Raw genomic sequence first — 26,110 nt, 5'->3', positions numbered from 1 at the left:
AGTTTACGTTAACGTCAATCCTGTTGCGTTGACCGACACCGGGGCGACCCCCTGGCGAATCGGAACATTAAAGACAACACTGCCCCCAAAAGGGGCACAGGATCACGACGATGACAACAACAGCGGATATTCACGAGCCGACCTTCCTGGCCGGTGACGAGTTCAGCATTCCCACCTTCCGGCTGCTCAAGCAGGACGGCACCCTGCACGAGGGCGCCAAGGCACCCGACCTCGAGCAAGACAAGGCGCTTGCTATCTATCACGCCATGGTAGCCACCCGTGTGCTCGACGAGCGGATGCTCGCCGCCCAGCGCCAGGGGCGCCTCTCCTTCTACATGCAGTGCACCGGCGAAGAGGCCGCGGTGGTTGGTGCCACGGCGGCACTCGATGATGCCGACATGATCATGGCCCAGTATCGCGAGCAGGGTGCCTTGGTCTATCGCGGCTTTACCTTCGATGAGTTCATGAACCAGTTGTTCGGCAACGAGCTGGACTACGGCAAGGGTCGCCAGATGCCGATCCACTACGGGTCGCGCAAGCTCCATTACATGACCATCTCGTCGCCGCTGGGCACTCAGATCCCCCAGGCCACCGGTTATGCCTATGGCCAGAAGCTCGCCGGCGACGGCAAGTGCACCACGGTGTTCTTCGGCGAAGGTGCTGCCTCCGAGGGTGATTTTCACGCCGCCTTGAACATGGCAGCGGTGCACGAGGTGCCGGTGATCTTCTTCTGCCGCAACAACGGCTATGCGATCTCCACGCCGTCCATCGAGCAGTTCGCTGCCGATGGCGTGGCGCCACGAGCCTTCGGCTATCGCATGCACGTGATCCGCGTCGATGGCAACGACATCCTGGCGGTTTACTCGGCCACCCAGGAGGCTCGCCGGATCGCCGTGGAGAACAACAAGCCGGTACTCATCGAGGCCATGAGCTATCGCCTGGCCGCCCACTCTTCTTCGGACGACCCCTCCGGCTACCGTTCGAAGAAGGAGGAGGAAGCCTGGCGGGAGAAGGATCCCATCCTGCGCATGCAGCGTTGGCTGAACGACCTGGGGTGGTGGAACGAAGAGGAGGAGAAGGCCCTTCAGGAGAGCCTGCGCAAGGAGGTGCTGGAAACCATGAAGCGTGCCGAGAAGCGTCCCCCGCCGCCCCTGGACAGCATGGTGAGTGATGTCTATGCCGACGTCACCCCGGAACTGCAGCGCCAGCTCGATGCGCTGAAGGCTCATATCCGTCAGTACCCGGATGCCTACCCGAAGGGCGCGCGCTCCCTGGATCCGGACGTGCGCGCCGCTGACGACACCGCGGCCAAGGGAGGGGAGTGAGATGCCGACCAAGAACATGCTGCAGGCCATCAACAACGCCCTGGACATCGCCATGGGCGAGGACGACAAGGTGCTCTGCTTCGGCGAGGATGTGGGCAGCTTCGGGGGCGTCTTCCGCGCCACCAGCCATTTGCAGGAGAAGTACGGCCGCGCGCGCTGCTTCAATACGCCGCTGGTAGAGCAGGGTATCATCGGCTTCGCCAACGGTCTGGCCGCCCAGGGCTCGGTGCCGGTCGCGGAGATCCAGTTCGCCGATTACATCTTTCCCGCCTTCGACCAGATCGTCAACGAGACGGCCAAGTTTCGCTACCGCTCGGGTGACCTCTTCAACGTCGGCGGCCTGACCATTCGCGCGCCCTACGGCGGCGGTATCGCCGGTGGCCTCTATCACTCCCAGTCGCCGGAGGCCTACTTCGCGCACACGCCCGGTCTCAAGGTCGTGATACCCCGCGACCCCTACCAGGCCAAGGGCTTGCTGCTGGCGTCTATCCGTGACCCGGATCCGGTGATCTTCTTCGAGCCCAAGCGTCTCTACCGGGCGGCCGTCGGCGAAGTGCCGGAGGAGGACTATCAGCTGCCCCTCGGTGAGGCCGAGGTGACCAAGGAGGGCACCGACGTGACCCTGGTCGGCTGGGGCGCCCAGATGGAGGTGATCGACCGTGCCGTGGAACTGGCCGAGAAGGACGGCATCTCCTGCGAGGTGATCGACCTGCGCAGCCTGCTGCCCTGGGACCAGGACAGCGTGGCCGAGTCGGTGTTCAAGACGGGCCGGCTGGTGGTCACCCACGAGGCGCCGCGCACCGGGGGCTTCGCCGGCGAGATCGCCGCGGTCGTTCAGGAGCGCTGCTTCCTGTACCTGGAATCACCCATTGCTCGGGTGACCGGCATGGATACGCCCTTCCCGCTGACGCTGGAGAAGGAGTACCTGGCGGATCACCTGAAGATCGTCGAGGCCATCCGCGCCACCGTGAATTTCTGACGACCGGGCTCAGGACAGGAGAAACAAGATGACAGATTTCAAGCTGCCCGATATCGGCGAAGGTATCGTGGAGTGCGAGGTAGTGGAGTGGCGCGTCGCCGAGGGTGACGTGATCGAGGAGGACCAGCCGGTGGTCGAGGTGATGACCGACAAGGCGCTGGTCGAGATCACCGCGCCGGAGGCGGGGCGAGTCACTCGGCTATACGTGCCCAAGGGCGAAATCGCCAAGGTGCATGCGCCGCTGTTTGCCTACGAGGCCGAGGGGGAGTCGGCTGCGGAGTCAAATGCCCAGCAGCCAGGCGCCGACAAGGATGAAAGCACCCAGCCAGAGCCGGCTCCGTCGGCGGCATCGTCACCGGGCGGTGCCAGCAAGGACTTTATCCTGCCGGATATCGGCGAGGGGATCGTCGAGTGCGAGGTGGTGGAGTGGCGCATCGCCGAGGGTGACGACATCGAGGAAGACCAGCCGGTCGTGGATGTGATGACCGACAAGGCGATGGTCGAGATCACCGCCCCCGAGGCGGGGCGAGTCACCCGGTTGCACGTGGCCAAGGGCGAGATTGCCAAGGTTCATGCGCCGCTGTTCGCCTATGCCCCAGAGCATGCCGAGGAGACGAGCGAGGCCGCTGCGACCACGTCTGCAGCATCCGAGCCGGCGCCGCGACCTGCGGCACCTGCGACCTCTTCGGCGGCGGCCCATGCCGGTGGACGCGGCCCCCATGGGCGGATTCCGGCAAGCCCAGCGGTGCGCCGCCTGCTGCGCGAGCAGGGGTTGCGCCTCGAGCAGGTGCCGGGGTCCGGCAAGCAGGGCCGGGTGCTGAAGGAGGACGTTCAGGCCTTCCTGGAGCGCGGCGATACGAGCGCGGCGGCGTCGGCGTCCGCCGGAGAGGCGGCACCTTCGGCTCGGCCATCAGCCGGTGAGGCGGAGGTGCGCGTCGAGCCACTACGCGGCATGCGTGCCGCCATGGCCCGCCAGATGGTCGCTTCGGCCTCGACGATCCCGCATTTCCAGTACGGCGAGGAGCTCGACGTCACCGATCTGCTGGCGATGCGTGAGCGCCTCAAGCCCGAGGCCCAGGCTCGTGAGGCACGGCTGACGCTGATGCCCTTCTTCATGAAGGCCATGGCATTGGCGATCCGCGACTTCCCGATTCTCAACAGCCGCCTCAACGAGGCAGGCAACGAGATCCACTATCTGCCGTCCTGCAACATCGGTATGGCCGTGGATGGCAAGGCGGGGCTGATGGTGCCCAATGTCAAGGGGGTTGAACGGCTGACCCTGCTGGAGATCGCCGGCGAGATCCAGCGGCTGACCGCCGAGGCACGTGAGGGCAGGGTGGTGTCAGCCGACCTCAAGGGAGGGACCATCACCATCTCCAACATCGGGGCACTGGGTGGGACCTATGCGGCGCCGATCATCAATGCGCCGGAGGTGGCGATCGTCGCCATCGGCAAGACCCAGTGGCTGCCGCGCTTCGACAGCAACGATGAGGTCGTGAAGCGGGCGATCATGACCATCACCTGGGCAGGGGATCACCGCCTGATCGACGGCGGTACCATCGCCCGCTTCTGCAATGCCTGGAAGGGGTATCTGGAAGCCCCGGAGACGATGCTTCTGCATCTGGGCTGAGTCACAGCCACGGCCATGGCGGGCGTTACGCCGCCATGGTCGCGGTCCACTTCCGCTTGGTTCATCGCCGCCCATTCTCTACACTCGTGGCGCTATGCCCCTCCCCCTTAAACAGGAGACTGCCCATGAGTCGTGAACTGATCCAGGCGCTGCAGGATCCCGAGTGCTACGGTCACCCGGTCAACGATTTCGAACTGCACGAGACCCATATCTCCTGGGTGCTGCTCACCGGTGACTATGCCTACAAGATCAAGAAGCCCCTGGACTTCGGCTTTCTCGACTTCTCCACTCTGGCACAGCGCCGCCACTTCTGTGCCGAGGAGGTTCGCCTCAATCGTCGCCTGGCGCCGGATCTCTATCTGGACGTCGTGCCGATCACCGGCAGCACGGAGGCGCCGCGGCTGGGCGGCGAGGGTGAGCCGTTCGAGTACGCCATCCGCATGCGCCAGTTCGACACGGCGCAGATGCTGGACCGACTTCAGGAGGAGGGACGCCTGGAGGAAGGGCATCTTGACGCCCTGGCCGACCAGTTGGCCGATTTTCACCAGGGCTTGCCGGCGACTCGTGACGAAGCACTGGGCTCTCCGGCGCGCGTGAGGGCGGATGCCGAAGAGAATTTCGAACAGATCCGACCGCTGCTCGATGACCCGCAGCAGCGCGAACAGCTGGAGCGTCTGGCCGCCTGGACCCGCGAGACCCTCGAGCGCCTCGACCTTCAGCTGAGGAGTCGCCATCGGGAAGGGCATGTCCGCGAGTGTCACGGTGATCTGCACCTGGCCAACATCGTGCTCTATCACGGCGAGGTCACGGTGTTCGACTGCATCGAGTTCAGCGACGGTTTGCGCTGGATCGACACCAGTAACGACCTGGCCTTCCTGCTCATGGACCTGGAGCATCGCGGGGCGAACGAGCTGGCCAACCGGGTGCTTAACCGCTACCTGCAGGGTTACGGCGATTTCGATTGCCTGCCGCTGCTCGACTTCTACAAGGCCTATCGGGCCACGGTGCGCGCCAAGATCGCGTTGCTCACCCTCGGCAGTTCGAACCTGGATGCCGTCGAGCGGGCTCGCCTGCTCGATACCTACCAGTCCTACATCGACCTGGCGGAACGCTACGCCCAGCCTCGCCAGCCCTACTTGCTGGTGACCACCGGCGTCTCCGGCAGTGGCAAGAGCTGGCTGAGCCAGCGCCTGTCGGCGTCGTTGGGGCTCTTGTGGCTGCGCTCCGACGTCGAGCGCAAGCGACAGTTCGGACTGACGCCGCTGGCCGACAGCCATGCCCGGCCCGATCTGAACCTCTACTCCCCGCAAGCCACCCGCGAGACCTACCGGCGTCTGGGCGATCTTGCCGCCGGCGCCCTGGCGGCCGGCTATCCCGTCATCGTCGACTCGGCGGCCCTGGATCGGGCGCAGCGCGATCAGATGATCGAGGTCGCCAGCGCACAGGGCGTGCCCTACCTGCTGCTCGAGTGCTGCGCGGCCGAACAACAGCGTCGCCAGCGGCTGCGTGACCGAGCAGCGGCGGGGGGCGACCCCTCCGAGGCGAACGAGGCGATCATGGAGCGTCAACAGGTCGATGCGCGTCCCCTGGCCGAGGCTGAGCAAGCCTACTGCCTGCGCGTGGAGACGGCAGACTTGAGCGATGCCCAACCCGTGGTTCGACAGATTCGCGAGCGTCTGCTCGACACACAAGCGATCTTCTGACATGACCCAGGCGTCCCTCCAGCAGTTCTACATTCCGGAAGAGCAGTCGATCTACCTGCTCAGTCATGACGACGCCCGCAAGCTCAAGGAGTGGGTGGCGCTATGCCAGGCCCAACTGGAACAGCTGGGCTACCGGGATATCGAGCTGATCGGCAAGGGCGCCTACGGTTTCGTCTTCGCCGGGCTTACCGATCTGGGTGAGCAGTACGTCTTCAAGTTCACGCGCGTCAACCTGCCTCAGCACCTCCAGGATCGCCTCGAGGAGGAGGCCTTCATGCTGGAGCAGGTCGACCATCCCCGTGTGCCCAAGCTGATCGTCTTCCAGCGGGTGCGCAGCCAGTCGGTGCTGGTGATGCAGCGTGCTCCGGGCTTCAACATGGAGGAAGTCTCACTCTACGAAGGGCGCCTGTCGCCACGCCTGGTGGTGCGCATCGCCGATCAGCTGGCCGATGTCCTGCGCACCCTGCGCCGCGAGAGCGGTCCGGCCGGCAAGCCGGTGGTGCATGGTGACATCAAGCCTTCCAACCTGGTCTTCGATGATGCCCACGAGACCATCGCCCTGATCGACTGGGGGTCCTCGGTGTTCGCTCAGCTCGATGCCAGCCTGCAGTTCGTGACGACCAACGTCATGGAGCTGATGTCGGACAACTTGCAGCAGACCAATGCCCGCCTGGGGGACGTCTACTTCATCGGCGATGAACAGCTCAACGGGGCGCTGTCGTCGCCGCGCTTCGACGAGCAGGGCGCGGCGGCCACGCTTTATGCCCTGGCCTCGGCGCAGTCCTGTCGCTTCGGCCACCGGGCCATCCCCGCGACGTCACTGGGGCTGCCCATGGAATTTGCGCGCATGCTCGACGGCATGCTCGATCCCGACCTGCGAACGCGCATGCTGGCCGGCGACCACTTCATTCGCGAGATGCCGCGGCTCGCCCGACTGGTGATGCTTGACCTGCCCACTCCCCAGGAGACGCCCCTGGTGCCGGTCTGGAGTCACCCGGCGAATCATGAGATCGACACCGTGGTCTACAGCTCGCGCAAATCCTTCCTGCGCGAGGAGGGGGGGCATGAGACCCTCAACGACATCAACGACGTTCAGCTCGATCGCTATTACAAGAACTTCATGCAGAACATGGGCGAGACCGAGAAGGCCTTTCTGGCAGCGGTGAGCCGGCTGGGCAAGTACCCGGTGGTCGGCGGGCTGGCGGTGCGATGGGAGGCCGATGGGGTCTATATCGACACCTCACTCAACCTGCATGATCCGGAGCGCCGCGGAGCCTTCATCGCCGCGGTCAACAACATGGTGACCCTGGCCCGGGCGATCCACCGTCGTGGCATCTTCAAGAGCTGCCTGTTCAATGCCCGCGACACCCTGCACCTGGATCGGGAGAGCGTCGAGGCGTCCTTCGAGGTCCTGCCCGGGATGCGGCTGCACTATGAGGTCAGCGCTGTGCCTGAATTCGAGGACCGCTCGCGCCTGCACAGCTACTTCGAGGATGGTCCGGACCCGGAGGAGTTCCTGGTGCTCCCCCAGGCGATCATTGCCTCGCTCGAGGCGCTCAACGACATCCATCACACGGGCATGATCATCTTCGAGGCGCTGCCCCAGCACCTCAAGATCCACAGCCACTACCGGCTGCTCGACCCCTCCCGGGAGGAAGAGTTTCGGCGTCGCCTGGATGACATTCTCGATGCAGTGGGGCTGATCGAGGGGCTAGGCGTCTCGGGCTTCATGAAAATGCCCTACAAGGACACACGCTTCTTCACCCATATCGAGCGCCAGCCCGAGCGCTTCTATCCTCGCGATCCGCGCCGGGCCGTCGAGTAGATCGAGCCACGTTGCCCCTGGCCGCTCAATTGCCCATCGCCTGTGGCAGCCAGGTGGCGATGCCAGGGAAAAGGCTGATCAGCACCACGCCGAGCATCATCAGGAAGAAGAACGGCATGGCCGCCCAGGCGATCGACAGGATATTGCGCCCCGTCATGCCCTGCAGCACGAAGAGGTTGAAGCCGACCGGCGGGGTGATCTGCGACATCTCCACCACAATCACCAGGTAGATGCCGAACCAGATCAGGTCGATGTCGGCGGCTTCGACCATGGGCAGCATGATGGAGGTGGTCAGGACCACCACCGAGATGCCATCCAGGAAACAGCCCAGCAGGATGAACAGCAGAGTCAACGCCGCAAGCAGCATAAACGGGGAGAGGTCCATGGTGCCGATCCAGGCGGCGAGCTCCCGGGGTAGGCCGGTGAAGCCCATGGCGGCGGTGAGGAAGGCAGCACCCGCCAGGATGAAGGCGATCATGGTCGAGGTGCGTACCGCCCCGAGCAGGGCATCGCGGAACACCGTGCGGTCCATGCTGCCCTGGGTACTGGCCAGCAGCAGCGAGAGCACCACCCCCACGGCGGCGGCCTCGGTGGGGGAGGCCAGGCCGGCATAGATCGAACCGATGACTCCGACGATCAGGCCCAGCAAGGGAATCAGGCGGCGTGCCCTGCGCAGCTTCTCGCCCAGCGGCAGGCCGGTCTCGGCGGGGGGGATCTTGTCCGGAAAGCGCCAGGACCAGAGCATCAGGTAGCCGGCGAACAGCGAGATCAGCAGCAGCCCGGGGAAGATGCCGGCCATGAAGAGTCGGGCGATGGACTGGTCGGTGGCCACGCCGTAGACGATCAGGATGATCGAGGGCGGAATCAGCAGGCCGAGGGTCGCCGAGCCGGCCAGGGTGCCGATGATCAGCTGCTCGTCGTAGCCGCGGCGGGTGAGTTCAGGAATGGTCATCTTGCCCATGGTGGCGCAGGTGGCCGCCGAGGAGCCCGAGACGGCGGCGAACAGGCCGCAGCCGATCACGTTGGTGTGGAGCAGGCGCCCGGGGATGCGCTGCATCCAGGGCGAGAGACCGGTGAACATGTCGTCGGCGAGCCGCGAGCGGAAGAGTATTTCGCCCATCCAGATGAACATCGGCAGGGCGGTCAGCTCCCAGCTGTAGCTCTCGCCCCAGACGTTGGAGGCGAGCACATCGCCGGTGGGCACCGAGGTGAACTGCGAGAGTCCAAGCCATCCTAGCGCGAGCAGCGAGAAGGCGACCCAGACGCCGCTGCCTAGCAGCAGCAGGAGGACCCCGAAGAGCACGGCCATCATCACAAGCATGCGAGTTCTCCCGGGCTCATTCCTGGCCGCTGTCGTCGATGGTGAAGGTGGACGGCCGGGTCACGGCGGTCAGCAGAGTGGAAAGCCAGGCCTCGGCCAGCGCCAGGCAGAACAGTACGATGCCGCCGAGCATGGCCGACTGGGGGATCCACAGCGGAATATTAACCAGGCCGTACGAGGTCTCGCCGAAGGCGATGCTGTCGTCGAGCAGCCAGTAGAGGTACCAACCAAGATACAGGCACAGCACCAGGGCGATACTCAGGCAGAAGACCTCGACGAAGGCGCGTGGTGCGGGGGGGAGTCGCCCGACCAGCAGCGTCACGCGAATATGGCCGCCATTCACGAAGGTGTAGGCGAGCCCCAGGAAGCTGGCGCCGACCAGCAGGAAGCCGGAAATCTCCGAGAGGCCGGGAATCGCCAGGCCGATGCGGTCGCCGCCGATCCCGGTGGCGATGCGATCGACGATTCGCCCGAGGATCTGGGCGGTGATTAGGGCGCAGATCAGGCACAGACATAGGGCGGCCAGGTAGCCCCCCAGGTTGTAGAGCGGTCGTAGGCGGAAGGTCATGGCGGAAACCGTGAGCAGGGGCTGGGGCCTAGAAGCCTGGCGGACTTGACGCTGATCTACTGCGAGATCGGGCAAGTCCGACAGGCGCCTATTGTCCCGGCGGGTGGCAAATCAGTCGCGGGCAGCCTCGTAGGCCTCGAGGATAGCGGCCCCCTGATCACCGGCGCGGCCGGCCCATTCCTCGGTCATGGTTTCGCCGACCTCCTTGAGCAGGGCGGCCAACTCGGGTGTCGGCTTGCTGACCTCGATACCGTTTTCCTTGAGCACCGCGAGGGCATCGTCGGTTTCCTGGCGGCTCATTTCCCAGCCGCGTGTCTCGGCCTCGGCGGCGGCCTGAAGCACGGCTTCCCGGGTGGCCTCATCGAGGCGCGAGAAGGCCTTCTCGCTGACGATCACCATGTTCTTCGGCAGCCACAGCTGGGCATGGTTGAAGTGGCTCAGGTAATCCCAGGCCTTGGTATCGGCACCGGTGGCCGGCGAGGTGATCATGGCGTCGACGCGGCCGGTGCTGAAGGCGGTGGGGATGTCAGGCACTTCAACTTGAGTCGGCACGGCGCCGACCAGTTGGGCGATCCGTTCGCTGGCGGTGTTGTAGGCCCGCATGCTCAGGTTCTTCAGGTCGTCAGGTTGCTCCAGAGCCTGCTGGGTATAGATGCCCTGGGGTGGCCAGGGAACGGCGAACAGCAGGCGCAGCTGCTGTTCGGCGAGCTCCTCGGAAATGACCTCCTGTGAGGCCTCCCAGAGGCTTTGAGCATCCTCGTAGCCGGTCGCCAGGTAGGGCACTGAGTCGACCTCGAAGATCGCATTCTCGTTGGCCAGGCGAGACATGATCAGCTCGCCGATGGGCACGATGCCGCGACGCACCGAGTTCTTGATCTCGGCATGGCCGATCAGCGAGCCGTTGGAGTGGACGGTGATGTCCAGTTCGCCATCGGTCGCCTCACGCACGTCGTCGGCGAACTCGCGGATATTGACCGTGTGGAAGGTCATGTCGCCGTAAGGGGTCGGCATGTCCCACTCGGTCGCGGCCTGGGCGGTGTTGCCCAGTGTGGCTAGGCTGATACCTATGGCGGCAGCCGAGGTCAGAGGCAATATACGGAAGCGGGCAGTCATGGGCGGTACCTCGTGTCGGGTTATGGTGGTCGCTGCAGGATATCGAACAGCGGGCCTTCCAGAAGGAGTCTAGCGACTGTTCGCGAAGAGGGTCGGGCCGGCCCGGCATGTCGAATCAACGATATGCAGGTTAAACCGCGATGTCTTGTTGATTAAACCTTGATAGATTCTCGCTAATCATCGCAGAGGAGATGGATCATCATGAAGACCCTGCTGCTCAATGCCGATATGGGCGAGAGTTTCGGTCCCTGGGTCATGGGCTTGGACCACGAGGTGATGCCGCATGTGGACCTGGCCAATGTGGCCTGCGGTTTCCACGCCTCAGATCCCGACGTGATCCGCATGACCGTGCGGCTGGCCAAGCGCTATAGCGTCACCGTGGGCGCCCATCCCGCCTATCCGGACATGGTCGGCTTCGGGCGGCGTTCGATGGCCTGCTCGGCCGAGGAGGTCGAGAATCTGGTGCTTTACCAGCTCGGTGCCCTGGCCGGAGTCTGCCGGGCAGAGGGCCTGGAAGTCTGTTACGTCAAGCCCCACGGCGCGCTCTACAACGACATGATGCGTGACCCCGAGATTCTCGACGCGGTGATGCGTGCACTGGTGGCCTTCGACGCCCGCCTGCCGTTGATGGTGATGGCCACACGGGATCCCGCCGCGGCCCGGGAGCTGGCCGAGCGGCATGGCGTGACGCTGTGGTTCGAGGCCTTCGCCGATCGCGCCTACGACGGCGAGGGACGGCTGGTCTCCCGGCGAGAGCTGGGCGCCGTGCACCACGACCCCGAGGTGATCGTCGACCAGGCGCAGCGCATCGCCCGCGGCGAGCCGCTCACGGCCAGCGACGGCAGCGATCTCGTGCTGGCCGCCGATACGCTCTGCGTGCATGGAGACAATCCTGAATCGATCGCCGCCATCAAGGCGATTCGTGAGGCCCTCAACGGCCTGGCGAGCGCCTCATGAGCGGCGCGTTTCCGCAGGGGCTGCCGCGCCTCGAGTCCGCCGGACTGGACGGCTGGGTAGTGCGGCTGTTCGATGCCATCGACGAGGGCAACATGCCCTGGCTCACCGCCCTGGTGAGGGAGTGCGAGGTGACGTTCGGCGACCGCCTGGTCGATCTGGTGCCGTCCTATACCACCCTGCTGGTGATCTTCGACCCGCTGCGACTCTCGCCCGGCGAGGCCAGACGCTGGCTGCTCGAGATACTTGAGCGGCTGCAGCCTGACGAAGCGACGGCAGACGCCCCGGTCAAGGTACTGCCGGTCTGGTACGACGCCTCGGTGGGGCCTGAACTGTCGCGACTTGCCGAACTCGCCGGGATGAGCCTCGAGGAGGTTGTAGCCTGCCATAGTGAGCGCAGTTACCGGGTCTTCGCCCTGGGCTTTGCACCCGGTTTCGCCTTCATGGGCAGCGTCGACGCCCGTATCGAGGCCCCTCGCCTGGACACCCCGCGGCGTCGTGTGCCGGCGGGCAGCGTGGCCGTGGCTGGACGGCAGACCTCGGCCTACCCCGCGGTCACGCCCGGCGGGTGGAACCTCATCGGCCGGACCCCGGCAGTGCTCTTCGACCGCGACCGGGAGGGGTTCAGCCTGCTCCGGGTGGGTGACCGGGTGCGCTTCGTGCCCATCGACCGCGCGGAGTTCGAGCGCCAGGGGGGCGACACCCGCCCCATGGAGGAGGAGACATGAGGCATCCAGTAGACGCCCTGAGCGTGACGCGTGCCGGCCCCCTGGCGCTGCTACAGGATGCCGGTCGTTTCGGCGTGCGCCGGCTGGGGGTGACCCAGGGCGGGCCGGCGGATCTGCATGGCTGGGCCTGGGCCAACCACCTTGTGGGCAATCCCTGGGGAACGCCGGCCCTGGAGGTGACCTTCGGTGGCCTTGCGCTCCTGGCCGAACGCGACCTCGTCGTGGCGGTGGCGGGGGCCGACCTGTCGGCGACCCTGGATGGCGAGGCGCTGCCCCTCTGGCGCTCGCTTCCCGTGAAAGCGGGTCAGCGACTCACGTTTGGTTCACCGATCAATGGCCTGAGGGCCTACCTGGCGGTGGCTGGTGGTTTCGTGGCGCAGCCTGTGCTTGGTAGCGTCGCCTGTGTGGTGCGCGAGGGGCTGGGCGGCCATGACGGCCAGGGGCACCGGCTTGGCGAGGGAGATTGTCTGAAGGTCATGCCGCGTCGGACCTCCGCCGGAAGCGAAGCCCCCCGGGAAGAGCGATATGACTATGGGCGGCCGGCCGAGCTGGCGCTGCTGCCCGGCGCCCAGATAGCCGAGTTCAGCGGGGCGAGTCTCTTTCAGGCGTTCAACGCGCCCTGGCGAGTGGACGATCGTGCCGATCGCATGGGCGTTCGCCTGACCGGCCCGCGACTTCAATGCCGGATGACCAGCATGATTTCCGAGGGGATCGGCCTGGGTGCAGTGCAGGTACCGCCCGACGGCCAGCCCATTGCCCTGCTCAATGATCGCCAGACCATCGGCGGCTATCCTCGACTCGGGGCACTGACGCCGCTTGCCAGCTCACGGCTGGCGCAGTGCCTGCCGGGACAGGAGGTAAGGCTTAAGGCGGTAACGACCGAACAGGCTCTGGCGGGCTATCGACGCTTCCGCATCGCTTTTACCTGAGACCCGAGACGCCGCTTCAGGCGCCCAGGCCGCTCTCGCGCAGGAGCTGGTCGATGCTGCGCTCGCCCCGGGGTGTTGCGGTATCCTCGAGGAGCAGTTGGGTCTCCAGGTCGGTCAAACCGTCCTGAACCAGGCGCTCGATCAGCTCGGCCTTGGTGATGCCGGTGTGGTGGCTGGCACGTTCCAGCCGAGCTTCCAGGTCGCGAGGGAATCTAAGTAGGTGAGGCATGTTGTCGTCTCCATATGGACCGGTCCCGGGCGGCCTGATCGTCCTTATACGATAAAATGCTTGTTCCGCCCTGTCACGCCCAAGAGTCTGCCGCGCCAGGGTGACAGCATCGTGACATCGTCTTGACGCTGATATGGCGGAAGTTAGTGTCGCCATCTCTGGTGATGGCGGGGCCGGGTTCAAGCTGGGCAGGCAAGCGCTGGTCGCTGCTCAAGCCAGTCCTTGCCGACGCATGACTTCGGTGATGATGGGGACTGGCGTCATCAGGTGCTCGCGCATCATTTCGGCGGCACGCTGGGCGTCGCGGGAGAGAATGACCTCCACCAGCGCGGCATGCTCGCGCCGCTTGCGCTCCAGGGCCTCGGCGGAGAAGACCGTCTCGCGTAGCCATAGATGGCGATAGCGCTCCACCTGGTCGAACAGGCTATGGCGGACCTTAAGCAGATGGGGGGAGTTGCAGCCGGCGGCGATGGCTGTGTGGAAGGCCTTGTGGCGGGTATCCCAGACATCCAGCAGCTCCTCGGAACTGTTGACCTCCGTCACCTTGGCCAGCGTATGGGCCTTGGCCAGGATCTCGGCCTCCCAGTCGTCGCCCCCTCGTTGGATGGCGAGCTCCAGGATCAGCCCCTCGAGCTGGGCCCGGGCGTCATAGAGGTCGGCGAGCTCCGACAGCGACATGGGCGCCACCCGATAGCCACGCTGACTGATGGCCACCACCAGGCTCTCGGCCACCAGCTGTGAAAGTGCCTCGCGTAGGGGGCCGATGCCCAGCCCATAACGCTCCTTGAGTCCACTCATCAGCAGCTTCTCGCCGGGTGTGAAGACCCCGCGTATGATGTCGCGCTTCAGCCAGTGGTAGGCACTGACGCCCATGTTCTGTTTCGATGAGGTGTCCATGGCGCGCTGCCGTTTCGAATGTGTTGGTTATCATACCGAATCATCGCCACTGTGGTGAATCGTGTTGTGTAGCGTCAAAAAATGGAAACAGACCTGGATCATGGATATTCTCCAGTCGTATGCCTGTCATTCTGAGGTGAGCCGTGTACGACTTCATCATCATCGGCGGGGGTATCATCGGCATGTCCACCGCCATGCAGCTGAGCGAGACCTTTCCCGATCGGCGCATCCTGCTGCTGGAGAAGGAGTCAGGCCCGGCCCACCACCAGAGTAGCCGCAACAGCGGGGTCATTCATGCCGGTGTCTATTATCCTCCTGGCAGCCTCAAGGCGCGCTTCTGCCGCGAGGGCAATCGGGCCACCCTGGCGTTCTGTGAGGCCCATGGCATCGAGACCCGCATCTGCGGCAAGTTACTGGTGGCCACCAACGACCTCGAACTTGAGCGGATGCAGGGGCTCTGGGAGCGTACCGGTGCCAACGGTCTCGAGCGGGAGTGGCTATCCCCTGAGGCACTGCGCGAACGTGAGCCGTCGATCACCGGTGTCGGGGCCCTCTTCGTGCCCTCCAGCGGTATCGTCGACTACTCCCGGGTCACCCTGGCCATGGCCGAGGCATTCGAGCAACGTGGTGGACAGCTCCGTTTCGACCAGGAAGTCACCGGTATCGACGAGCGGCCCGGCGAGGTGGTGGTCAGGACGCGAGGCGACGAGTTCTCGTCCCGCTACCTGATCTCCTGCGCGGGGCTGATGGCCGACCGTATCGTGAGAATGCTGGGACGTGATCCCGGCTTCATCATCTGCCCCTTCCGCGGCGAATATTTCCGCCTCCCCGAGGCGCGAAACGGCATCGTCGATCACCTGATCTACCCCATCCCCGATCCGGCCATGCCCTTCCTCGGTCTGCATATGACGCCGATGATCGACGGCGGCGTTACCCTGGGTCCCAATGCCGTGCTGGCGCTGGCGCGTGAGGGGTATCGCAAGTCGGATGTCTCGTTGCCGGACCTGGCGCGGCTGTTTACCCATCCCGGGGTGTGGCGAATGCTGTCCAGTAATGTGCAGCCGGGGCTGGCGGAACTACGCAACTCTTTTTCCCGCCGCCGTTACCTGGCCCTGGTGCGCCGATACTGTCCGGAACTGACGCTAGACGATCTTCAGCCCTGCCCTTCCGGGGTGCGTGCCCAGGCTGTCTCCCGTGACGGCAGGCTCATCGACGACTTCCTGTTCGTCAATACCCGGCGCACCGTTAACGTCTGCAACGCGCCGTCGCCGGCGGCGACCTCGGCGCTGCCCATCGGGCGCTACATCGTCGACAAGGTGAAGGAACAGGTGGAGGTCGGCTGACATGGCCCGGCTATCAGGCCGTTTAGGGCGAGCGCTTGAGCTCGATCCAGGCTGCATAGGTGCTCAGGAAGACCCGGCCGGTGAGGTCGTCGAGGAAGTCACTGTGCTTGAGGCGGTCCATCACCGGCCCCTTGACCTCGGCCAGATGCATGGTGACCCCGGAATCCTCGAGCCGGGCGTTGATGGCATCCAGGCTCTCCAATGCCGAGGCGTCGATCAGGTTGACCGCCGAGCAGATCAGCACTACGTGTTCGAGTTCGGGGCGGCTTGCCACCAGCGCGTAAACGGTGTCCTCGAGATAGCGGGCATTGGCGAAGTAGAGGCTCTCGTCGATGCGCAGCATGGCCAGGTGGCTGACGGTCTCGGTCTCGTGGCGCTTGGTACTGCGGAAGTGTTCGGTGCCTTCGATGCGTCCCACCAGCACGCTGTGTGGGCGACTGGTGCGATAGAGGAAGAGGGCGATGGAGAGCAGTACGCCCGAGATGATGCCGGTCTCGACGCCCTCTACCAGGGTTAGCACGATGGTCACTGCCATGGCCGAGAAGTCGCTGCGCGAATACCGCCAGGTCTGGCGTACCAGAGGGATATCCACCAGGGTCAGGATGGAGACGGTGATGATGGCCGCCAGAGTGGCGATGGGCAGATGCTGCAACAAGGGGGTCAGCGCGAGGGTCACTGCACCGATGCCAAGCGCCGCGAAGAGGCCGGCCATGGGCGTGCGAGCCCCGGACTCGAAGTTGATCACTGTTCGCGACAGACCCCCGGTGACCGGCATGCCCCCGCTGAAGGCCGCGGCCAGGTTGGCACCCCCCAGGCCCACCAGCTCCTGGTTGGGCGAGATTCGCTCGCGGCGCTTCGCCGCCAGCATCTGGGCCATGGAGATCGATTCGACGAAGCCCACCACGCTGATCAGTAGCGCAGGAATCAGCAAGCTGCGCCAGAGTGGCAGATCCAGCGGCGGCAGACTGAGGGGCGGCAACCCCGCCGGGATGGCGCCGACCACCGCCACGCCCCTCTCTGCAAGACCCAGCCACCAGCTCAGCAGCGTCGTCACGATGACCGCGATCACCGCGCCGGCCCGAGTCAGCAGAGAGGCGAGCTCCTTGGGCAGCTTCACCGCCCGAAGTGCCCGTTCCCCGTAAAGTCGCATCCCGACCAGGAATGTCAGACAGCCCAGGCCGAGCAGCAGAGTCGGCCAATGGATCTGACCCAGTTCACCGCCGATACTGACCACCAGGTCCAGCGCGGTGAAGCCGCTCGCCTCGATGCCCAGCAGGTGCGCAGCCTGACTGGCGGCGATCAGTAATGCCGAACTGGAGAGAAACCCCGCGATGACCGGATGACTCAGGAAGTTGGCGAAGAAGCCCAGGCGCAGCAGGCCCATTGCCGTGAGCATCAGTCCGGAGAGCAGCGAGAGGACCAGCGCGGCTTGCAGATAGGCCGCAGTGCCGGGGGCAGCCACTCCGGTAAGGGCCGCACCGCTCATCAGGGCGATGATAGCCACTGGACCCACGGCCAGGGTGCGGCTGGTGCCGAGCAGGGCATAGGCGATGGCCGGCAAGATGCTGGCATAAAGCCCGACCACGGCCGGCAGGCCGGCGAGCAGGGCATAGGCCAGCGACTGGGGTATCACCAGCACGGTGACGATCACCCCGGCCAGCAGGTCGGCGCCCGCCAATCGGTAGGTGTAGTGGGGCAACCAGGTGATGATCGGCAGGTAGCGCTTGAGCATCCGTGTTCGCCATGTCGGTGGCTGGGTCGACGGGAACGACCCCGAGGCATGGTGACCAGACTAAACGATATTGGTCCCTGCGTTCAGGGTTGGTTAGCATCGGGTGTAACAGTGGATACTCCCATGACACCCCAGAAGGACACGCCATGAAGCCCGAGACCCTTGCCCTGCACCACGGCTATGCCCCCGATGACCAGCATGCGGTGGCGGTGCCCATCCACCAGACCACCTCGTTCTCGTTCGATAGCGCCCAGCATGCGGCGGACCTCTTCGACCTGAAGGTCGAGGGTAATATCTATTCGCGGATCATGAATCCCACCTGTGCGGTGCTCGAGCAGCGCGTGGCGGCCCTCGAGGGGGGAATCGCCGGGCTGGCCGTGGCGTCTGGCATGGCGGCCATCACCTACGCCATCCAGACCATCGCCGAGGCCGGCGACAATATCGTTTCCATCAGCGAGCTCTACGGCGGCACCTACAACCTCTTTGCGCATACGCTGCCCCGCCAGGGCATCGAGGTGCGTTTCGCCGACAAGGATGACATCGCCGGCATAGAATCGCTGATCGACGCCCGCACCAAGGCGGTGTTCTGCGAGAGCGTCGGCAACCCCTCGGGCAGCGTGGTGGACATGGCTGCTCTGGCCGAGGCCGCCCATCGCCACGGCGTACCGCTGATCGTCGACAACACCGTGCCGACCCCTTTCCTGTGGCGGCCCATCGAGCACGGTGCCGATATCGTCATCCAGTCAGCCACCAAGTATATCGGCGGCCATGGTACGACCGTGGGCGGCGTGATCGTCGACTCCGGCCGTTTCCCCTGGGCCGAGAACGCCGAGCGCTTCCCGCTGCTCAATGAGCCGGACGTGTCCTACCATGGCGTCTGTTACACCCGTGACCTGGGCGAGGCCGCCTTCATCGGCCGCGCGCGCGTGGTGCCGCTGCGCAACATGGGCGCGGCACTCTCCGCTCAGGCGGCCTGGAACTTGCTTCAGGGCCTCGAGACCCTGTCGCTGCGCATAGAGCGTGTCTGCGACAACGCCCTGAAGGTGGCCCACTACCTCGAGGGGCACCCGTCGGTGACCTGGGTACAGTACGCGGGCCTGGAGAGCCACAAGGACTATGCCCTGGCACAGAAGTATATGAACGGGCGCGCCTCGGGCATTCTCAGTTTCGGCATCCAGGGCGGACGCGAGGCCGGGGCGCGCTTCTACGATGCGCTGGGCTTGATCCTGCGCCTGGTCAACATCGGGGATGCCAAGACCTGTTCATCGATCCCGGCGTCCACCACCCACCGCCAGCTCAATGATGAAGAGCTGAAGGCGGCCGGCGTGAAACCCGACATGGTGCGCCTCTCCATCGGTATCGAGCATGTCGACGACATCCTCGCCGACCTTGAGCAGGCCCTGGCTGCCAGTCAGGCCTGATTCGGCAGCGGGTCACCGGCGGGAATCTCGGGCGGGTCAACGCGACGGTGTGGCCGAGGTTCTCGCCTCTCTAGGGCGCGACTGCCAGGCCGACCATGAGTAGAGGGCCAGCCCGATCCAGATCAGCACGAAGGTGGCGAGTTGCACCGGTGCCAGGGGTTCACGGAACACCAGCAGGGCAATGACGAACTGGATGGTCGGGTTGAGGTACATGAGAAAGCCCAGCGTCGCCAGTCGCAGGCGGCGCGCGGCTCCGGCGAACGCCAGCAGGGGCAGAGCGGTGATCACCCCGCTGGCCACCAGCAGCGCAGTGGTGCGGCCATTGTCGAGAAAGTGGGAGAGGTCGGCCTGGCTGAGCCAGCCCAGCGCCATCAGGGCCAGGGGCAGCAGCAGCAGAGTCTCGACGAAGAGTCCCGAGAGGCCGTCCAGCGGCACCTGCTTGCGCAGCAGTCCGTAGGTACCGAAGGAGAAGGCCAGAACCAGGCTGATCCAGGGCAATTCGCCCAACAGTATGAGCTGGATCGCGATGGCCAGTCCGGCAAGCCCCACGGCCACGCCCTGCAGGCGTGCCATGCGTTCGCGCAGTACCAGCATGCCCAGCCCCACGTTGACCAGCGGGGTCATGAAGTAGCCCAGGCTCGCCTGCAGTACATGATGGGTCTCCACAGAATAGATGTAGAGCCCCCAGTTGAGGGCGATGAGCAGGGCGCAAGCCAGCACCCGTCCGAGGCGCTTCGGCTCGGCAAGGGCTCGGCGGATGGGTGACCAGCGGCCGAGCAGGGTGACCAGCCCGACCAGGAAGAGGCAGGACCAGATCACCCGGTGAAGCAGTATCTCGAAGGCGGGAACGCCCTGGAAGAGGGCGAAGAACAGCGGGAAGCAGCCCCATATGATATAGGCGGTCAAGCCGAAGGCGACGCCCTTGGCGGCTTCGCGGTCGGGCAGGGATACGGGGGTGGCAGACATGCGAGCCTCGCAGCGAAAAAGAGCTAACTTAGCAGGCTATAGTTTCGCTTGCCATGGCCTGTGCAGAGCAGTCGCAGATGTAAGTAATGCTCGAGGCTGCTCCGGCGCCTCTCGATTCGGGTAAACGTAATGGCCCTGATGGCCTGTGCGCATCGGCTGACGGCGACGGGGCTACTGGGGTAGGCTGTGTTCGGGCATATTACCTGAACGGGAGTCCCAGTATGAGCGAATTGAGAACCACCCTGGTGCAGTGTGACCTGCGCTGGGAAGACCCCGATGCCAACTGCCGGATGCTCGAGGAGACCCTGGGCGATCTGGGCGCCGAGGATACTGACTTGATAGTGCTGCCGGAGATGTTCGCCACCGGCTTCACCATGAACTCCCGGGAGATGGCCGAGCCCATGGCCGAGAGCCGCACAGTGGCCTGGCTCCAGGATCAAGCGGCCCGTCGGGGCTGCGTGGTCACCGGCAGTGTCGCTGTGATGGATAACGGCGACTACTTCAACCGCCTGGTCTGGGCGCGTCCGGATGGCAGCCTTGTCACCTACGACAAGCGGCACCTGTTCCGCATGGCCGGGGAGCACGAACGCTACGCCATGGGGCACGAGCGAGTGATCGTCGAGCTCAAGGGGTTCCGGATCCTGCTCAGCGTCTGCTATGACCTGCGCTTTCCGGTCTGGCTGCGCCAGCAGCCGGGGCCCGACGAGCATTTCGAGTACGACGCCCTGCTGTGCGTGGCCAACTGGCCGGCCCCCCGGCGCCACCCCTGGCGAGTGCTGCTGCAGGCGCGGGCCATCGAGAACCTCTGCCCGGTGATCGGCGTCAATCGGGTCGGCGAGGATGCCAAGGGCATGACCTATGCCGGGGATTCGATGCTGGTCGATGCCAAGGGGGAGGCGCTGCTCGACGAGCCCCGGGACACACCCTTCCTGAAGACCGGCAGCCTCTCGCTCGAGGAACTGCGTGGTTTCCGCGAGAAGTTTCCGGCCTGGCGTGATGCCGACCACTTCGGCCTCGCCGACGGGGTCGGCTACTGATGCGTCTGGACCGTTTCCTCTGCGAGACCACCGATCTGACGCGCAGCCTCGCCAAGAAGGCCCTGCACCGCGAGGAGGTCCTGGTGAATGGTGAGGTAGTCAAGAACCCCGCCACCCAGGTCGACGAGCATAGCCGTGTCGCCTGGAACGGCCAGCGCCTGGCCCTGGTCGGCCTGCGCTACGTGATGCTTCACAAGCCCGCGGGGGTGGAATGCAGTGCCCGTCGTGGTCTATACCCGCTGGTCCGTGAGTTGGTCGACCTGCCCCATGTGGAGCGTCTGAAGACGGTGGGCCGGCTCGACGTCGACACCACCGGCCTGGTGCTGTTGACCGACGACGGCCAGTGGTCCCATCGGGTCACTTCACCGAAACGACGCTGTGGCAAGGTTTACCGGGTCACGCTGGAAGAACCGCTGGACGGGGCGGCGCGGGAAGATGCTGTGACTCGTTTCGCCGAGGGCCTGTTGCTTGACGGCGAAGAGAAGCCGACGCGTCCCGCGGCATTGGCCATGCGCTCGCCGCGTGTGGCCGAGCTGACGCTCTTTGAAGGCAAGTACCACCAGGTGAAGCGGATGTTCGCGGCTATCGGTCACCATGTGGTAGCCCTGCACCGTGAGTCGATCGGGCCGCTGTTCCTCGGTGATCTGGCGCCCGGTGAATGGCGCGAACTCAGCGAGAATGAGGTGGCGCTGTTCTGAGCCAGGGATCGTCGCGATCGATCTTCGTGATGAATCTTCGCGATCCCTGCGCGTCCTGCCTGGGGCCGTCATGCATAGATCTCGATTCTCGCCCGTCCGCGGTGTTTGGCCGAGTATAGCGCCTTGTCGGCGAGTCCGATCAGCGTCAACGGATCGCCGGCATGCTCTGGGTAGGTGGCGATGCCGCAGGAAACCGAGAGAGGCCCGAGCACCCGGTCACGGTGACGGAAATGCGTACGACTCAGGACCTCCAGCAATTCGGCGAGGCGTGCTTCGGCGCTGGTTGACGTCGCTCCCGGCATGATGACGACGAACTCCTCACCGCCCATCCGGCAGACCACGTCGGCGTCGCGAAAGTGATGGCTGAGCACACGCCCCACGCCGACCAGTACCGTATCGCCTGCCTCGTGCCCCTCGCGGTCGTTGAACTGCTTGAAGTGGTCGATATCGATCATCGCCAGGGTCAACGGTGTACCCTGACGACGCGCGATCGCTGCCTGATGCCCGAGCAAGTCGTCGAAGTAGCGGCGGTTGTGCAACCCGGTGAGGGCATCCTGGTAGGAGTAAGCCTGTAACGTCTCGACCATCTGTTCTAGTTCCTTTGTTCGCTCTGCGACCTGGTTCTCGAGGGAGAGATTGAGTCGCTGCAGTTCGCGATGGGTGTACCGGTAGTGCCATAGCGAGATCATCACCATGGCCAGAACGAAAGCCAGCGCGCCGCCACTCACGGGAACGCGGCGCCAGGACAGCAGCCCGTGGGCCACGGCCATGTCAATCACCAACAGGAAGGCAAAGAGCCCATAGCTGGTGATGATCAGCTTCTGCTCGATGTTGAGGGTGCCCAGGTACACGATGATGGTGGAGAACATCACCAGCAACGTGACCAGCAACAGAGCATCGAAGGGTGGGAAGGTGCTGGAGAGGTCGATGACGCCGGCCAGCGCTAGTCCCGGCGCCATCACCAGGTAACCCAGATGGAGCTGCCAGATGCGCCGCAGCAGCATTGGCCGTTGTGCGGCGAACCAGTGTTCCAGCATCAATCCCATGGCCACCGGTAGGGTGTAATAGCCGACTGCCGCCAGATAGTCCCACAGTAGGGGGTTGTCCAGGAGCAGCTGGCTGGCCTGCGTCTCGGCAAGCAGCATGATCCCCGCGGACAGCGCGAACAGCCCGATACCGATGAAGCTGCGTCGGTTGCCCTGCACGAAGGCGAAGATGAAGGCGAGCAAGGCCATCAGCAGCAGGAGGGCACCGATGATCAGATCCCCGGCCGAACGCTCGAAGATGTACTCCATCAGGTCGAGACGGTCCATCAGCTTGACCTCGCCCCACAGGCCGATGTCGGTGTAGTCGGAGAAGACGCGGAAGTAGAGTGTCTTGCCCGCGAAGCTCTCAGGCAGGCTAATCATGTGCCAGGGCCAGCCCGCGAACCGTCCCTCCCCGCGGGCATCGAAGTGCCCGTACTGGTAGATCAGCTCGTCCTCCAGCCAGGCCTGGGTGATCAGGTCGACGCTGTAGATGTAGAGCACTGGGTCTCGCCATTCACCTTCGGGCAGGGTGATGCGGAACCAGGCGTGCTTGCTGCCCTCTCGTCCGGGCGGGTTGGAGGGGAAGGCGATCGGCTGCCACTCGCTCGAGGATGCCGGGTCGTCGACCCAGGCCGGGGTGCCGTCGGCCCGGAAGGGAGAATCTCCCCAGCGATACTCCCAGCCCTCGTCGAGTGCGAGCGAAGCGGGGCCGGCGCAGGCAGGGGCGGCCAGCAGCAATGCCAGGAGCAGGGTCCCGAACAGGGATGAGAGGAGTGTGCGCATGGCATCCCGAGGCCTCGAATCAGGTCGACAGTGTAACCCAGCGTAACCTGCGGCGGATGCCTTCCTTGTCAACGCCCCTCCGTGAATCTTCTGGCAGCTTCGGACGTGGGGGCAAATTTATACCGTTATCTTGCTCATACAACATCAAATTATCTGACGGGCCTCAGAAACTGAATTGATCAAGGTGGGAACAATGCCAGACGATGATCGGCTCACTCGCGTGGGGCAAGCCCCGCGGCCGCTACCAGGGCGCGAGTATAGTCACTGGCGGGATTCTCGAGAACCTGCAGACACTCGCCTTGTTCCATTACCTCACCGTCCTTGAGCACCAGCACCCGATGGGCCATCGCTCGTACTACCGCCAGGTCATGGCTGATGAACAGATAGCTGAGCTGCCGCCGGGCCTGCAGGTCGCGCAACAGCTCGACGAGCTGCTTCTGGACGCTGCGGTCCAGCGCCGACGTGGGCTCGTCGAGGACCACCAGTCGCGGCTCGAGAATGATGGCGCGGGCCACCGCGATGCGCTGGCGCTGGCCACCGGAGAACTCATGGGGATAACGGGAGGCGCAGTCTTCGGGTAGCCCCACCTCACGCAGGGTGTCACGCACGCGGCGGTCGACCTCGGCGGTGGCGAGCTCCGGATGATGGAAGCGCAGCCCCTCGCTGACGATATCGAAGACTGGCAGGCGCGGCGAGAGCGAGCCGTAGGGGTCCTGGAACACCACCTGCAGGCTGCGGCGCTGGCGACGCAGGGCGTTGCCGGTCAACTGGTCGAGACGGATGCCGTCGAAGTCGATCTCGCCGCTGCCCTGGCCCAGGCGCAGCAGCGCGAGGGCCAGGGTGGTCTTGCCCGAACCGGATTCGCCGACGATGCCCAGGGTCTCGCCGGGCGCCACATGGAGGTCCAGCGGCTTGACGGCCTCGAACGGTGGCGGACGTCGGGCGAACAGCCGCGTCGGGCGTGGAAAGCGGACCCCGACTCCTCGGGCACGAAGCAGGGGAGCAATCCGGCCGATGGGGGTGGGGCGGCCCTCTGGCTCGGCTTCCAGCAGCAGCCGGGTGTAATCGCTGCGGGGGCGGGTGAAGACCGACTCCACCGGGCCGGTTTCCTGTTCTCGGCCGGCATGCAGTACGCAGATGCGGTCGGCATGACGGCGCACCAGGTTCAGGTCGTGGGTGATGAAGAGCATGCCCATGCCGTGGGCATCCCGCAGCTCGGCAAGCAGGGCGAGGATCTCCTGCTGAACGGTGACGTCCAGCGCGGTGGTGGGCTCGTCGGCGATCAGCAGCTCCGGTTCGTTGGCGATGGCCATGGCGATCATGACTCGCTGGCGCTGGCCGCCCGAGATCTGATGCGGCCAGGCATCCAGCAGTTCGCCGGCTCTCGGCAGGCTGACCTGTTCCAGCAGCTCCCGGGTGCGCGCCCGAGCTGCCTTGCCGGTGAGCCCCTGATGCAGGCGCAGGGTCTCGCCGATCTGCTTGCCGATGGGATGGAGCGGATTGAGTGAGGTCATGGGTTCCTGGAAGACGAAGCCGACTCGGCCGCCGCGCAGGCCTCGCCAGCCCCGGTCGGAGAGGGTAGCGAGGTCGGTATCGCCCAGCCGCCGCCAGCCTTCCACCCGGGCATTGGATGGCAGCAGATTCATGGCACCGAGTGCCGAGACCGATTTCCCGGAGCCGGATTCGCCGACCAGCGCGAGGGTTTCGCCGCGATTGACCGTGAGCGACAGCCGATCGACCACGGTGACTGCGTCGAAGGCGATGGTCAGGTCACGCAGCTGCAGCAGGGGGGTAGTGCCAGGCTCACGCATCGGGCCCACTCCTCGGGGATTTGCTCGCGGCCGGCGATGGGCCGGCGGCATGCTGGATATGGCGTGGATCGAAGGCATCGCGCAGCCCTTCGCCGATGAACACCAGCAGCGAGAGCATCACCGAGAGGGTGACGAAGGCAGTGATGCCTAGCCACGGGGCCTGCAGGTTGTTCTTGCCCTGGGCAACCAGTTCGCCCAGGGACGGCGAGCCCGGTGGCAGGCCGAAACCCAGGAAGTCCAGGGCGGTGAGGGTGGTGATGGCCCCGGTGAAGAGGAAGGGAATGAAGGTCAGGGTCGCGACCATGGCATTGGGCAGCACGTGGCGCCACATGATCAGCCGTGAGGGCAGGCCCATGGCCTTGGCGGCACGTACGTATTCCAGGTTCCGGGCGCGCAGGAATTCGGCGCGCACCACGTCGACCAGCCCCAGCCAGGAGAACAGCAGCATGATGCCCAGCAGCCACCAGAGGTTGGGTTCAACCAGGCTCGCCAGGATGATCAGCAGGAATAGCATCGGCAGGCCCGACCAGATCTCGGTGATGCGCTGGCCGATAAGATCCACCTTGCCGCCGAAGTAGCCCTGGATACCGCCGGCCAGGACCCCCAGTACCAGCGACCCCGCGGTGAGCACCAGGGCGAAGATGACCGAGAGCCGAAAACCGTAGATCACCCTGGCCAGGACGTCGCGGCCCTGGTCATCGGTACCCAGCCAGTGGCGAGCGGTAGGCGGCGACGGAGCCGGGTGGTCGAGTGCCATATCCAGCGTCTCGTAGGAGAAGGGGATCGGTGGCCAGAGCATCCAGCCGTTGGCCATGATCTCGTCGCGCACGAAGGGGTCGCGGTAGTCGGCGGGGCTGGGCAGGAAGCCCCCGAATTCGGTGTCCGGGTAGTCCACCAGTACCGGTACGTACCACTCTCCCTGGTACTGCAAGACGATGGGCCGATCATTGGCGATCACCTCGGCCACCAGGCTCACCACGAAGAGGATCGCGAAGATCCACAGCGAGAGCCGGGCGCGGCGATTGTCGCGAAAGACCGCCAGGCGGCGACGCGTGATGGGGGAGAGGTCGCGCGAGAGCAATGACATCGG

Annotated in this window: 22 protein-coding genes; 12 read left to right on the top strand and 10 right to left on the bottom strand. The window is 65.1% G+C overall.

Going from position 1 to position 26,110, the window contains the following annotated elements:
• The first annotated feature begins 110 nt into the window (after positions 1-110).
• The 5 genes from U5L98_RS10140 (at position 111) to U5L98_RS10120 (ending at position 7,462) form a co-directional block, all read left to right on the top strand.
• Positions 111-1,325 carry a thiamine pyrophosphate-dependent dehydrogenase E1 component subunit alpha gene (locus tag U5L98_RS10140; protein WP_322558200.1) on the top strand — a complete coding sequence of 405 codons (1,215 nt, stop codon included), beginning with the start codon at positions 111-113 and terminating at the stop codon, positions 1,323-1,325.
• A gap of 1 nt (position 1,326) precedes the next feature.
• The gene (locus U5L98_RS10135) at positions 1,327-2,304 is read left to right on the top strand and encodes an alpha-ketoacid dehydrogenase subunit beta (RefSeq protein ID WP_322558199.1); all 978 of its coding nucleotides are present in this window, start codon (positions 1,327-1,329) and stop codon (positions 2,302-2,304) included.
• 28 nt (positions 2,305-2,332) lie between these two features.
• Positions 2,333-3,934, top strand: a complete 1,602-nt coding sequence (locus tag U5L98_RS10130) for a dihydrolipoyllysine-residue acetyltransferase (protein ID WP_322558198.1) — start codon at positions 2,333-2,335, stop codon at positions 3,932-3,934.
• 125 nt (positions 3,935-4,059) lie between these two features.
• Entirely contained in the window at positions 4,060-5,637 is a 1,578-nt protein-coding gene (locus tag U5L98_RS10125; RefSeq protein WP_322558197.1) for an AAA family ATPase, read from the top strand.
• Position 5,638: 1 nt separating this feature from the next.
• Entirely contained in the window at positions 5,639-7,462 is a 1,824-nt protein-coding gene (locus U5L98_RS10120) for a protein kinase domain-containing protein (RefSeq protein WP_322558196.1), read from the top strand.
• Between the two features lie 25 nt (positions 7,463-7,487).
• Here the strand turns inward: U5L98_RS10120 and U5L98_RS10115 are convergent, their stop codons facing one another.
• The 3 genes from U5L98_RS10115 to U5L98_RS10105 form a co-directional block, all read right to left on the bottom strand.
• Positions 7,488-8,783, bottom strand: a complete 1,296-nt coding sequence (locus U5L98_RS10115) for a TRAP transporter large permease subunit (RefSeq protein WP_322558195.1) — start codon at positions 8,781-8,783, stop codon at positions 7,488-7,490.
• 16 nt (positions 8,784-8,799) lie between these two features.
• On the bottom strand, positions 8,800-9,351 hold the full coding sequence (locus U5L98_RS10110; protein WP_322558194.1) for a TRAP transporter small permease: 552 nt from the start codon (positions 9,349-9,351) through the stop codon (positions 8,800-8,802).
• A 111-nt stretch (positions 9,352-9,462) separates the two neighbouring features.
• On the bottom strand, positions 9,463-10,464 hold the full coding sequence (locus tag U5L98_RS10105) for a TRAP transporter substrate-binding protein (protein WP_322558193.1): 1,002 nt from the start codon (positions 10,462-10,464) through the stop codon (positions 9,463-9,465).
• Between the two features lie 201 nt (positions 10,465-10,665).
• Between U5L98_RS10105 and U5L98_RS10100 the strand changes: the two genes are divergently transcribed.
• From U5L98_RS10100 to U5L98_RS10090, 3 genes are read left to right on the top strand one after another with little or no spacing between them, the layout of a single operon-like run.
• Positions 10,666-11,421 (top strand): 5-oxoprolinase subunit PxpA, encoded by a 756-nt coding sequence (locus U5L98_RS10100; RefSeq protein ID WP_322558192.1) that lies wholly within the window; start codon positions 10,666-10,668, stop codon positions 11,419-11,421.
• Positions 11,418-12,146, top strand: a complete 729-nt coding sequence (gene pxpB, locus U5L98_RS10095) for a 5-oxoprolinase subunit PxpB (protein WP_322558191.1) — start codon at positions 11,418-11,420, stop codon at positions 12,144-12,146. Before U5L98_RS10100 ends, pxpB begins: the two co-directional genes overlap by 4 nt.
• On the top strand, positions 12,143-13,075 hold the full coding sequence (locus U5L98_RS10090) for a biotin-dependent carboxyltransferase family protein (RefSeq protein WP_322558190.1): 933 nt from the start codon (positions 12,143-12,145) through the stop codon (positions 13,073-13,075). Before pxpB ends, U5L98_RS10090 begins: the two co-directional genes overlap by 4 nt.
• Positions 13,076-13,091: 16 nt before the next feature.
• On the opposite strand, the gene U5L98_RS10085 is transcribed toward U5L98_RS10090, so the two are convergent.
• On the bottom strand, positions 13,092-13,304 hold the full coding sequence (locus U5L98_RS10085) for a hypothetical protein (RefSeq protein WP_322558189.1): 213 nt from the start codon (positions 13,302-13,304) through the stop codon (positions 13,092-13,094).
• A 210-nt stretch (positions 13,305-13,514) separates the two neighbouring features.
• Positions 13,515-14,201 (bottom strand): DNA-binding transcriptional regulator CsiR, encoded by a 687-nt coding sequence (gene csiR / locus U5L98_RS10080; RefSeq protein ID WP_322558188.1) that lies wholly within the window; start codon positions 14,199-14,201, stop codon positions 13,515-13,517.
• A gap of 143 nt (positions 14,202-14,344) precedes the next feature.
• On the opposite strand from csiR, the gene lhgO reads away from it, so the two are divergent.
• Complete coding sequence (lhgO, locus tag U5L98_RS10075; protein WP_322558187.1) at positions 14,345-15,544, top strand: L-2-hydroxyglutarate oxidase; 1,200 nt, start codon at positions 14,345-14,347, stop codon at positions 15,542-15,544.
• Between the two features lie 22 nt (positions 15,545-15,566).
• Here lhgO and U5L98_RS10070 read toward each other — a convergent pair whose 3' ends face one another.
• Positions 15,567-17,276 (bottom strand): SulP family inorganic anion transporter, encoded by a 1,710-nt coding sequence (locus U5L98_RS10070; RefSeq protein WP_322558186.1) that lies wholly within the window; start codon positions 17,274-17,276, stop codon positions 15,567-15,569.
• Positions 17,277-17,422: 146 nt separating this feature from the next.
• Here U5L98_RS10070 and U5L98_RS10065 point away from each other — a divergent pair, with 146 nt between their 5' ends.
• Positions 17,423-18,697 (top strand): O-acetylhomoserine aminocarboxypropyltransferase/cysteine synthase family protein, encoded by a 1,275-nt coding sequence (locus tag U5L98_RS10065; protein ID WP_322558185.1) that lies wholly within the window; start codon positions 17,423-17,425, stop codon positions 18,695-18,697.
• Positions 18,698-18,733: 36 nt separating this feature from the next.
• On the opposite strand, the gene rarD is transcribed toward U5L98_RS10065, so the two are convergent.
• On the bottom strand, positions 18,734-19,663 hold the full coding sequence (gene rarD / locus U5L98_RS10060) for an EamA family transporter RarD (RefSeq protein WP_322558184.1): 930 nt from the start codon (positions 19,661-19,663) through the stop codon (positions 18,734-18,736).
• A 221-nt stretch (positions 19,664-19,884) separates the two neighbouring features.
• Here rarD and U5L98_RS10055 point away from each other — a divergent pair, with 221 nt between their 5' ends.
• On the top strand, positions 19,885-20,700 hold the full coding sequence (locus tag U5L98_RS10055) for an amidohydrolase (RefSeq protein WP_322558183.1): 816 nt from the start codon (positions 19,885-19,887) through the stop codon (positions 20,698-20,700).
• Complete coding sequence (locus U5L98_RS10050) at positions 20,700-21,398, top strand: pseudouridine synthase (protein WP_322558182.1); 699 nt, start codon at positions 20,700-20,702, stop codon at positions 21,396-21,398. Before U5L98_RS10055 ends, U5L98_RS10050 begins: the two co-directional genes overlap by 1 nt.
• A 68-nt stretch (positions 21,399-21,466) precedes the next feature.
• Here the strand turns inward: U5L98_RS10050 and U5L98_RS10045 are convergent, their stop codons facing one another.
• The 3 genes from U5L98_RS10045 to U5L98_RS10035 form a co-directional block, all read right to left on the bottom strand.
• Positions 21,467-23,209, bottom strand: a complete 1,743-nt coding sequence (locus tag U5L98_RS10045; protein WP_322558181.1) for a diguanylate cyclase — start codon at positions 23,207-23,209, stop codon at positions 21,467-21,469.
• Between the two features lie 212 nt (positions 23,210-23,421).
• Entirely contained in the window at positions 23,422-25,020 is a 1,599-nt protein-coding gene (locus U5L98_RS10040; protein ID WP_322558180.1) for a dipeptide ABC transporter ATP-binding protein, read from the bottom strand.
• Complete coding sequence (locus U5L98_RS10035) at positions 25,013-26,107, bottom strand: ABC transporter permease (protein ID WP_322558179.1); 1,095 nt, start codon at positions 26,105-26,107, stop codon at positions 25,013-25,015. Before U5L98_RS10035 ends, U5L98_RS10040 begins: the two co-directional genes overlap by 8 nt.
• Positions 26,108-26,110: the final 3 nt, after the last annotated feature.

Origin of the sequence: Halomonas sp. (genome assembly GCF_034520545.1) — a bacterium.
Classification (GTDB): domain Bacteria; phylum Pseudomonadota; class Gammaproteobacteria; order Pseudomonadales; family Halomonadaceae; genus Halomonas.
The sequence above is the reverse complement of the archived record's forward strand: the minus strand, read 5'-3'. Positions and strand labels throughout refer to the sequence as shown.

Excerpts from the sequence above, each read along its gene's own strand:
- U5L98_RS10140 (WP_322558200.1), top strand. The coding sequence starts at position 111 with ATGACAACAACAGCGGATATTCACGAGCCGACCTTCCTGGCCGGTGAC.
- U5L98_RS10135 (WP_322558199.1), top strand. The coding sequence starts at position 1,327 with ATGCCGACCAAGAACATGCTGCAGGCCATCAACAACGCCCTGGACATC.
- U5L98_RS10130 (WP_322558198.1), top strand. The coding sequence starts at position 2,333 with ATGACAGATTTCAAGCTGCCCGATATCGGCGAAGGTATCGTGGAGTGC.
- U5L98_RS10125 (WP_322558197.1), top strand. The coding sequence starts at position 4,060 with ATGAGTCGTGAACTGATCCAGGCGCTGCAGGATCCCGAGTGCTACGGT.
- U5L98_RS10120 (WP_322558196.1), top strand. The coding sequence starts at position 5,639 with ATGACCCAGGCGTCCCTCCAGCAGTTCTACATTCCGGAAGAGCAGTCG.
- U5L98_RS10115 (WP_322558195.1), bottom strand. The coding sequence starts at position 8,783 with ATGCTTGTGATGATGGCCGTGCTCTTCGGGGTCCTCCTGCTGCTGCTA.
- U5L98_RS10110 (WP_322558194.1), bottom strand. The coding sequence starts at position 9,351 with ATGACCTTCCGCCTACGACCGCTCTACAACCTGGGGGGCTACCTGGCC.
- U5L98_RS10105 (WP_322558193.1), bottom strand. The coding sequence starts at position 10,464 with ATGACTGCCCGCTTCCGTATATTGCCTCTGACCTCGGCTGCCGCCATA.
- U5L98_RS10100 (WP_322558192.1), top strand. The coding sequence starts at position 10,666 with ATGAAGACCCTGCTGCTCAATGCCGATATGGGCGAGAGTTTCGGTCCC.
- pxpB (WP_322558191.1), top strand. The coding sequence starts at position 11,418 with ATGAGCGGCGCGTTTCCGCAGGGGCTGCCGCGCCTCGAGTCCGCCGGA.
- U5L98_RS10090 (WP_322558190.1), top strand. The coding sequence starts at position 12,143 with ATGAGGCATCCAGTAGACGCCCTGAGCGTGACGCGTGCCGGCCCCCTG.
- U5L98_RS10085 (WP_322558189.1), bottom strand. The coding sequence starts at position 13,304 with ATGCCTCACCTACTTAGATTCCCTCGCGACCTGGAAGCTCGGCTGGAA.
- csiR (WP_322558188.1), bottom strand. The coding sequence starts at position 14,201 with ATGGACACCTCATCGAAACAGAACATGGGCGTCAGTGCCTACCACTGG.
- U5L98_RS10070 (WP_322558186.1), bottom strand. The coding sequence starts at position 17,276 with ATGCTCAAGCGCTACCTGCCGATCATCACCTGGTTGCCCCACTACACC.
- U5L98_RS10065 (WP_322558185.1), top strand. The coding sequence starts at position 17,423 with ATGAAGCCCGAGACCCTTGCCCTGCACCACGGCTATGCCCCCGATGAC.
- rarD (WP_322558184.1), bottom strand. The coding sequence starts at position 19,663 with ATGTCTGCCACCCCCGTATCCCTGCCCGACCGCGAAGCCGCCAAGGGC.
- U5L98_RS10055 (WP_322558183.1), top strand. The coding sequence starts at position 19,885 with ATGAGCGAATTGAGAACCACCCTGGTGCAGTGTGACCTGCGCTGGGAA.
- U5L98_RS10050 (WP_322558182.1), top strand. The coding sequence starts at position 20,700 with ATGCGTCTGGACCGTTTCCTCTGCGAGACCACCGATCTGACGCGCAGC.
- U5L98_RS10045 (WP_322558181.1), bottom strand. The coding sequence starts at position 23,209 with ATGCGCACACTCCTCTCATCCCTGTTCGGGACCCTGCTCCTGGCATTG.
- U5L98_RS10040 (WP_322558180.1), bottom strand. The coding sequence starts at position 25,020 with ATGCGTGAGCCTGGCACTACCCCCCTGCTGCAGCTGCGTGACCTGACC.
- U5L98_RS10035 (WP_322558179.1), bottom strand. The coding sequence starts at position 26,107 with ATGTCATTGCTCTCGCGCGACCTCTCCCCCATCACGCGTCGCCGCCTG.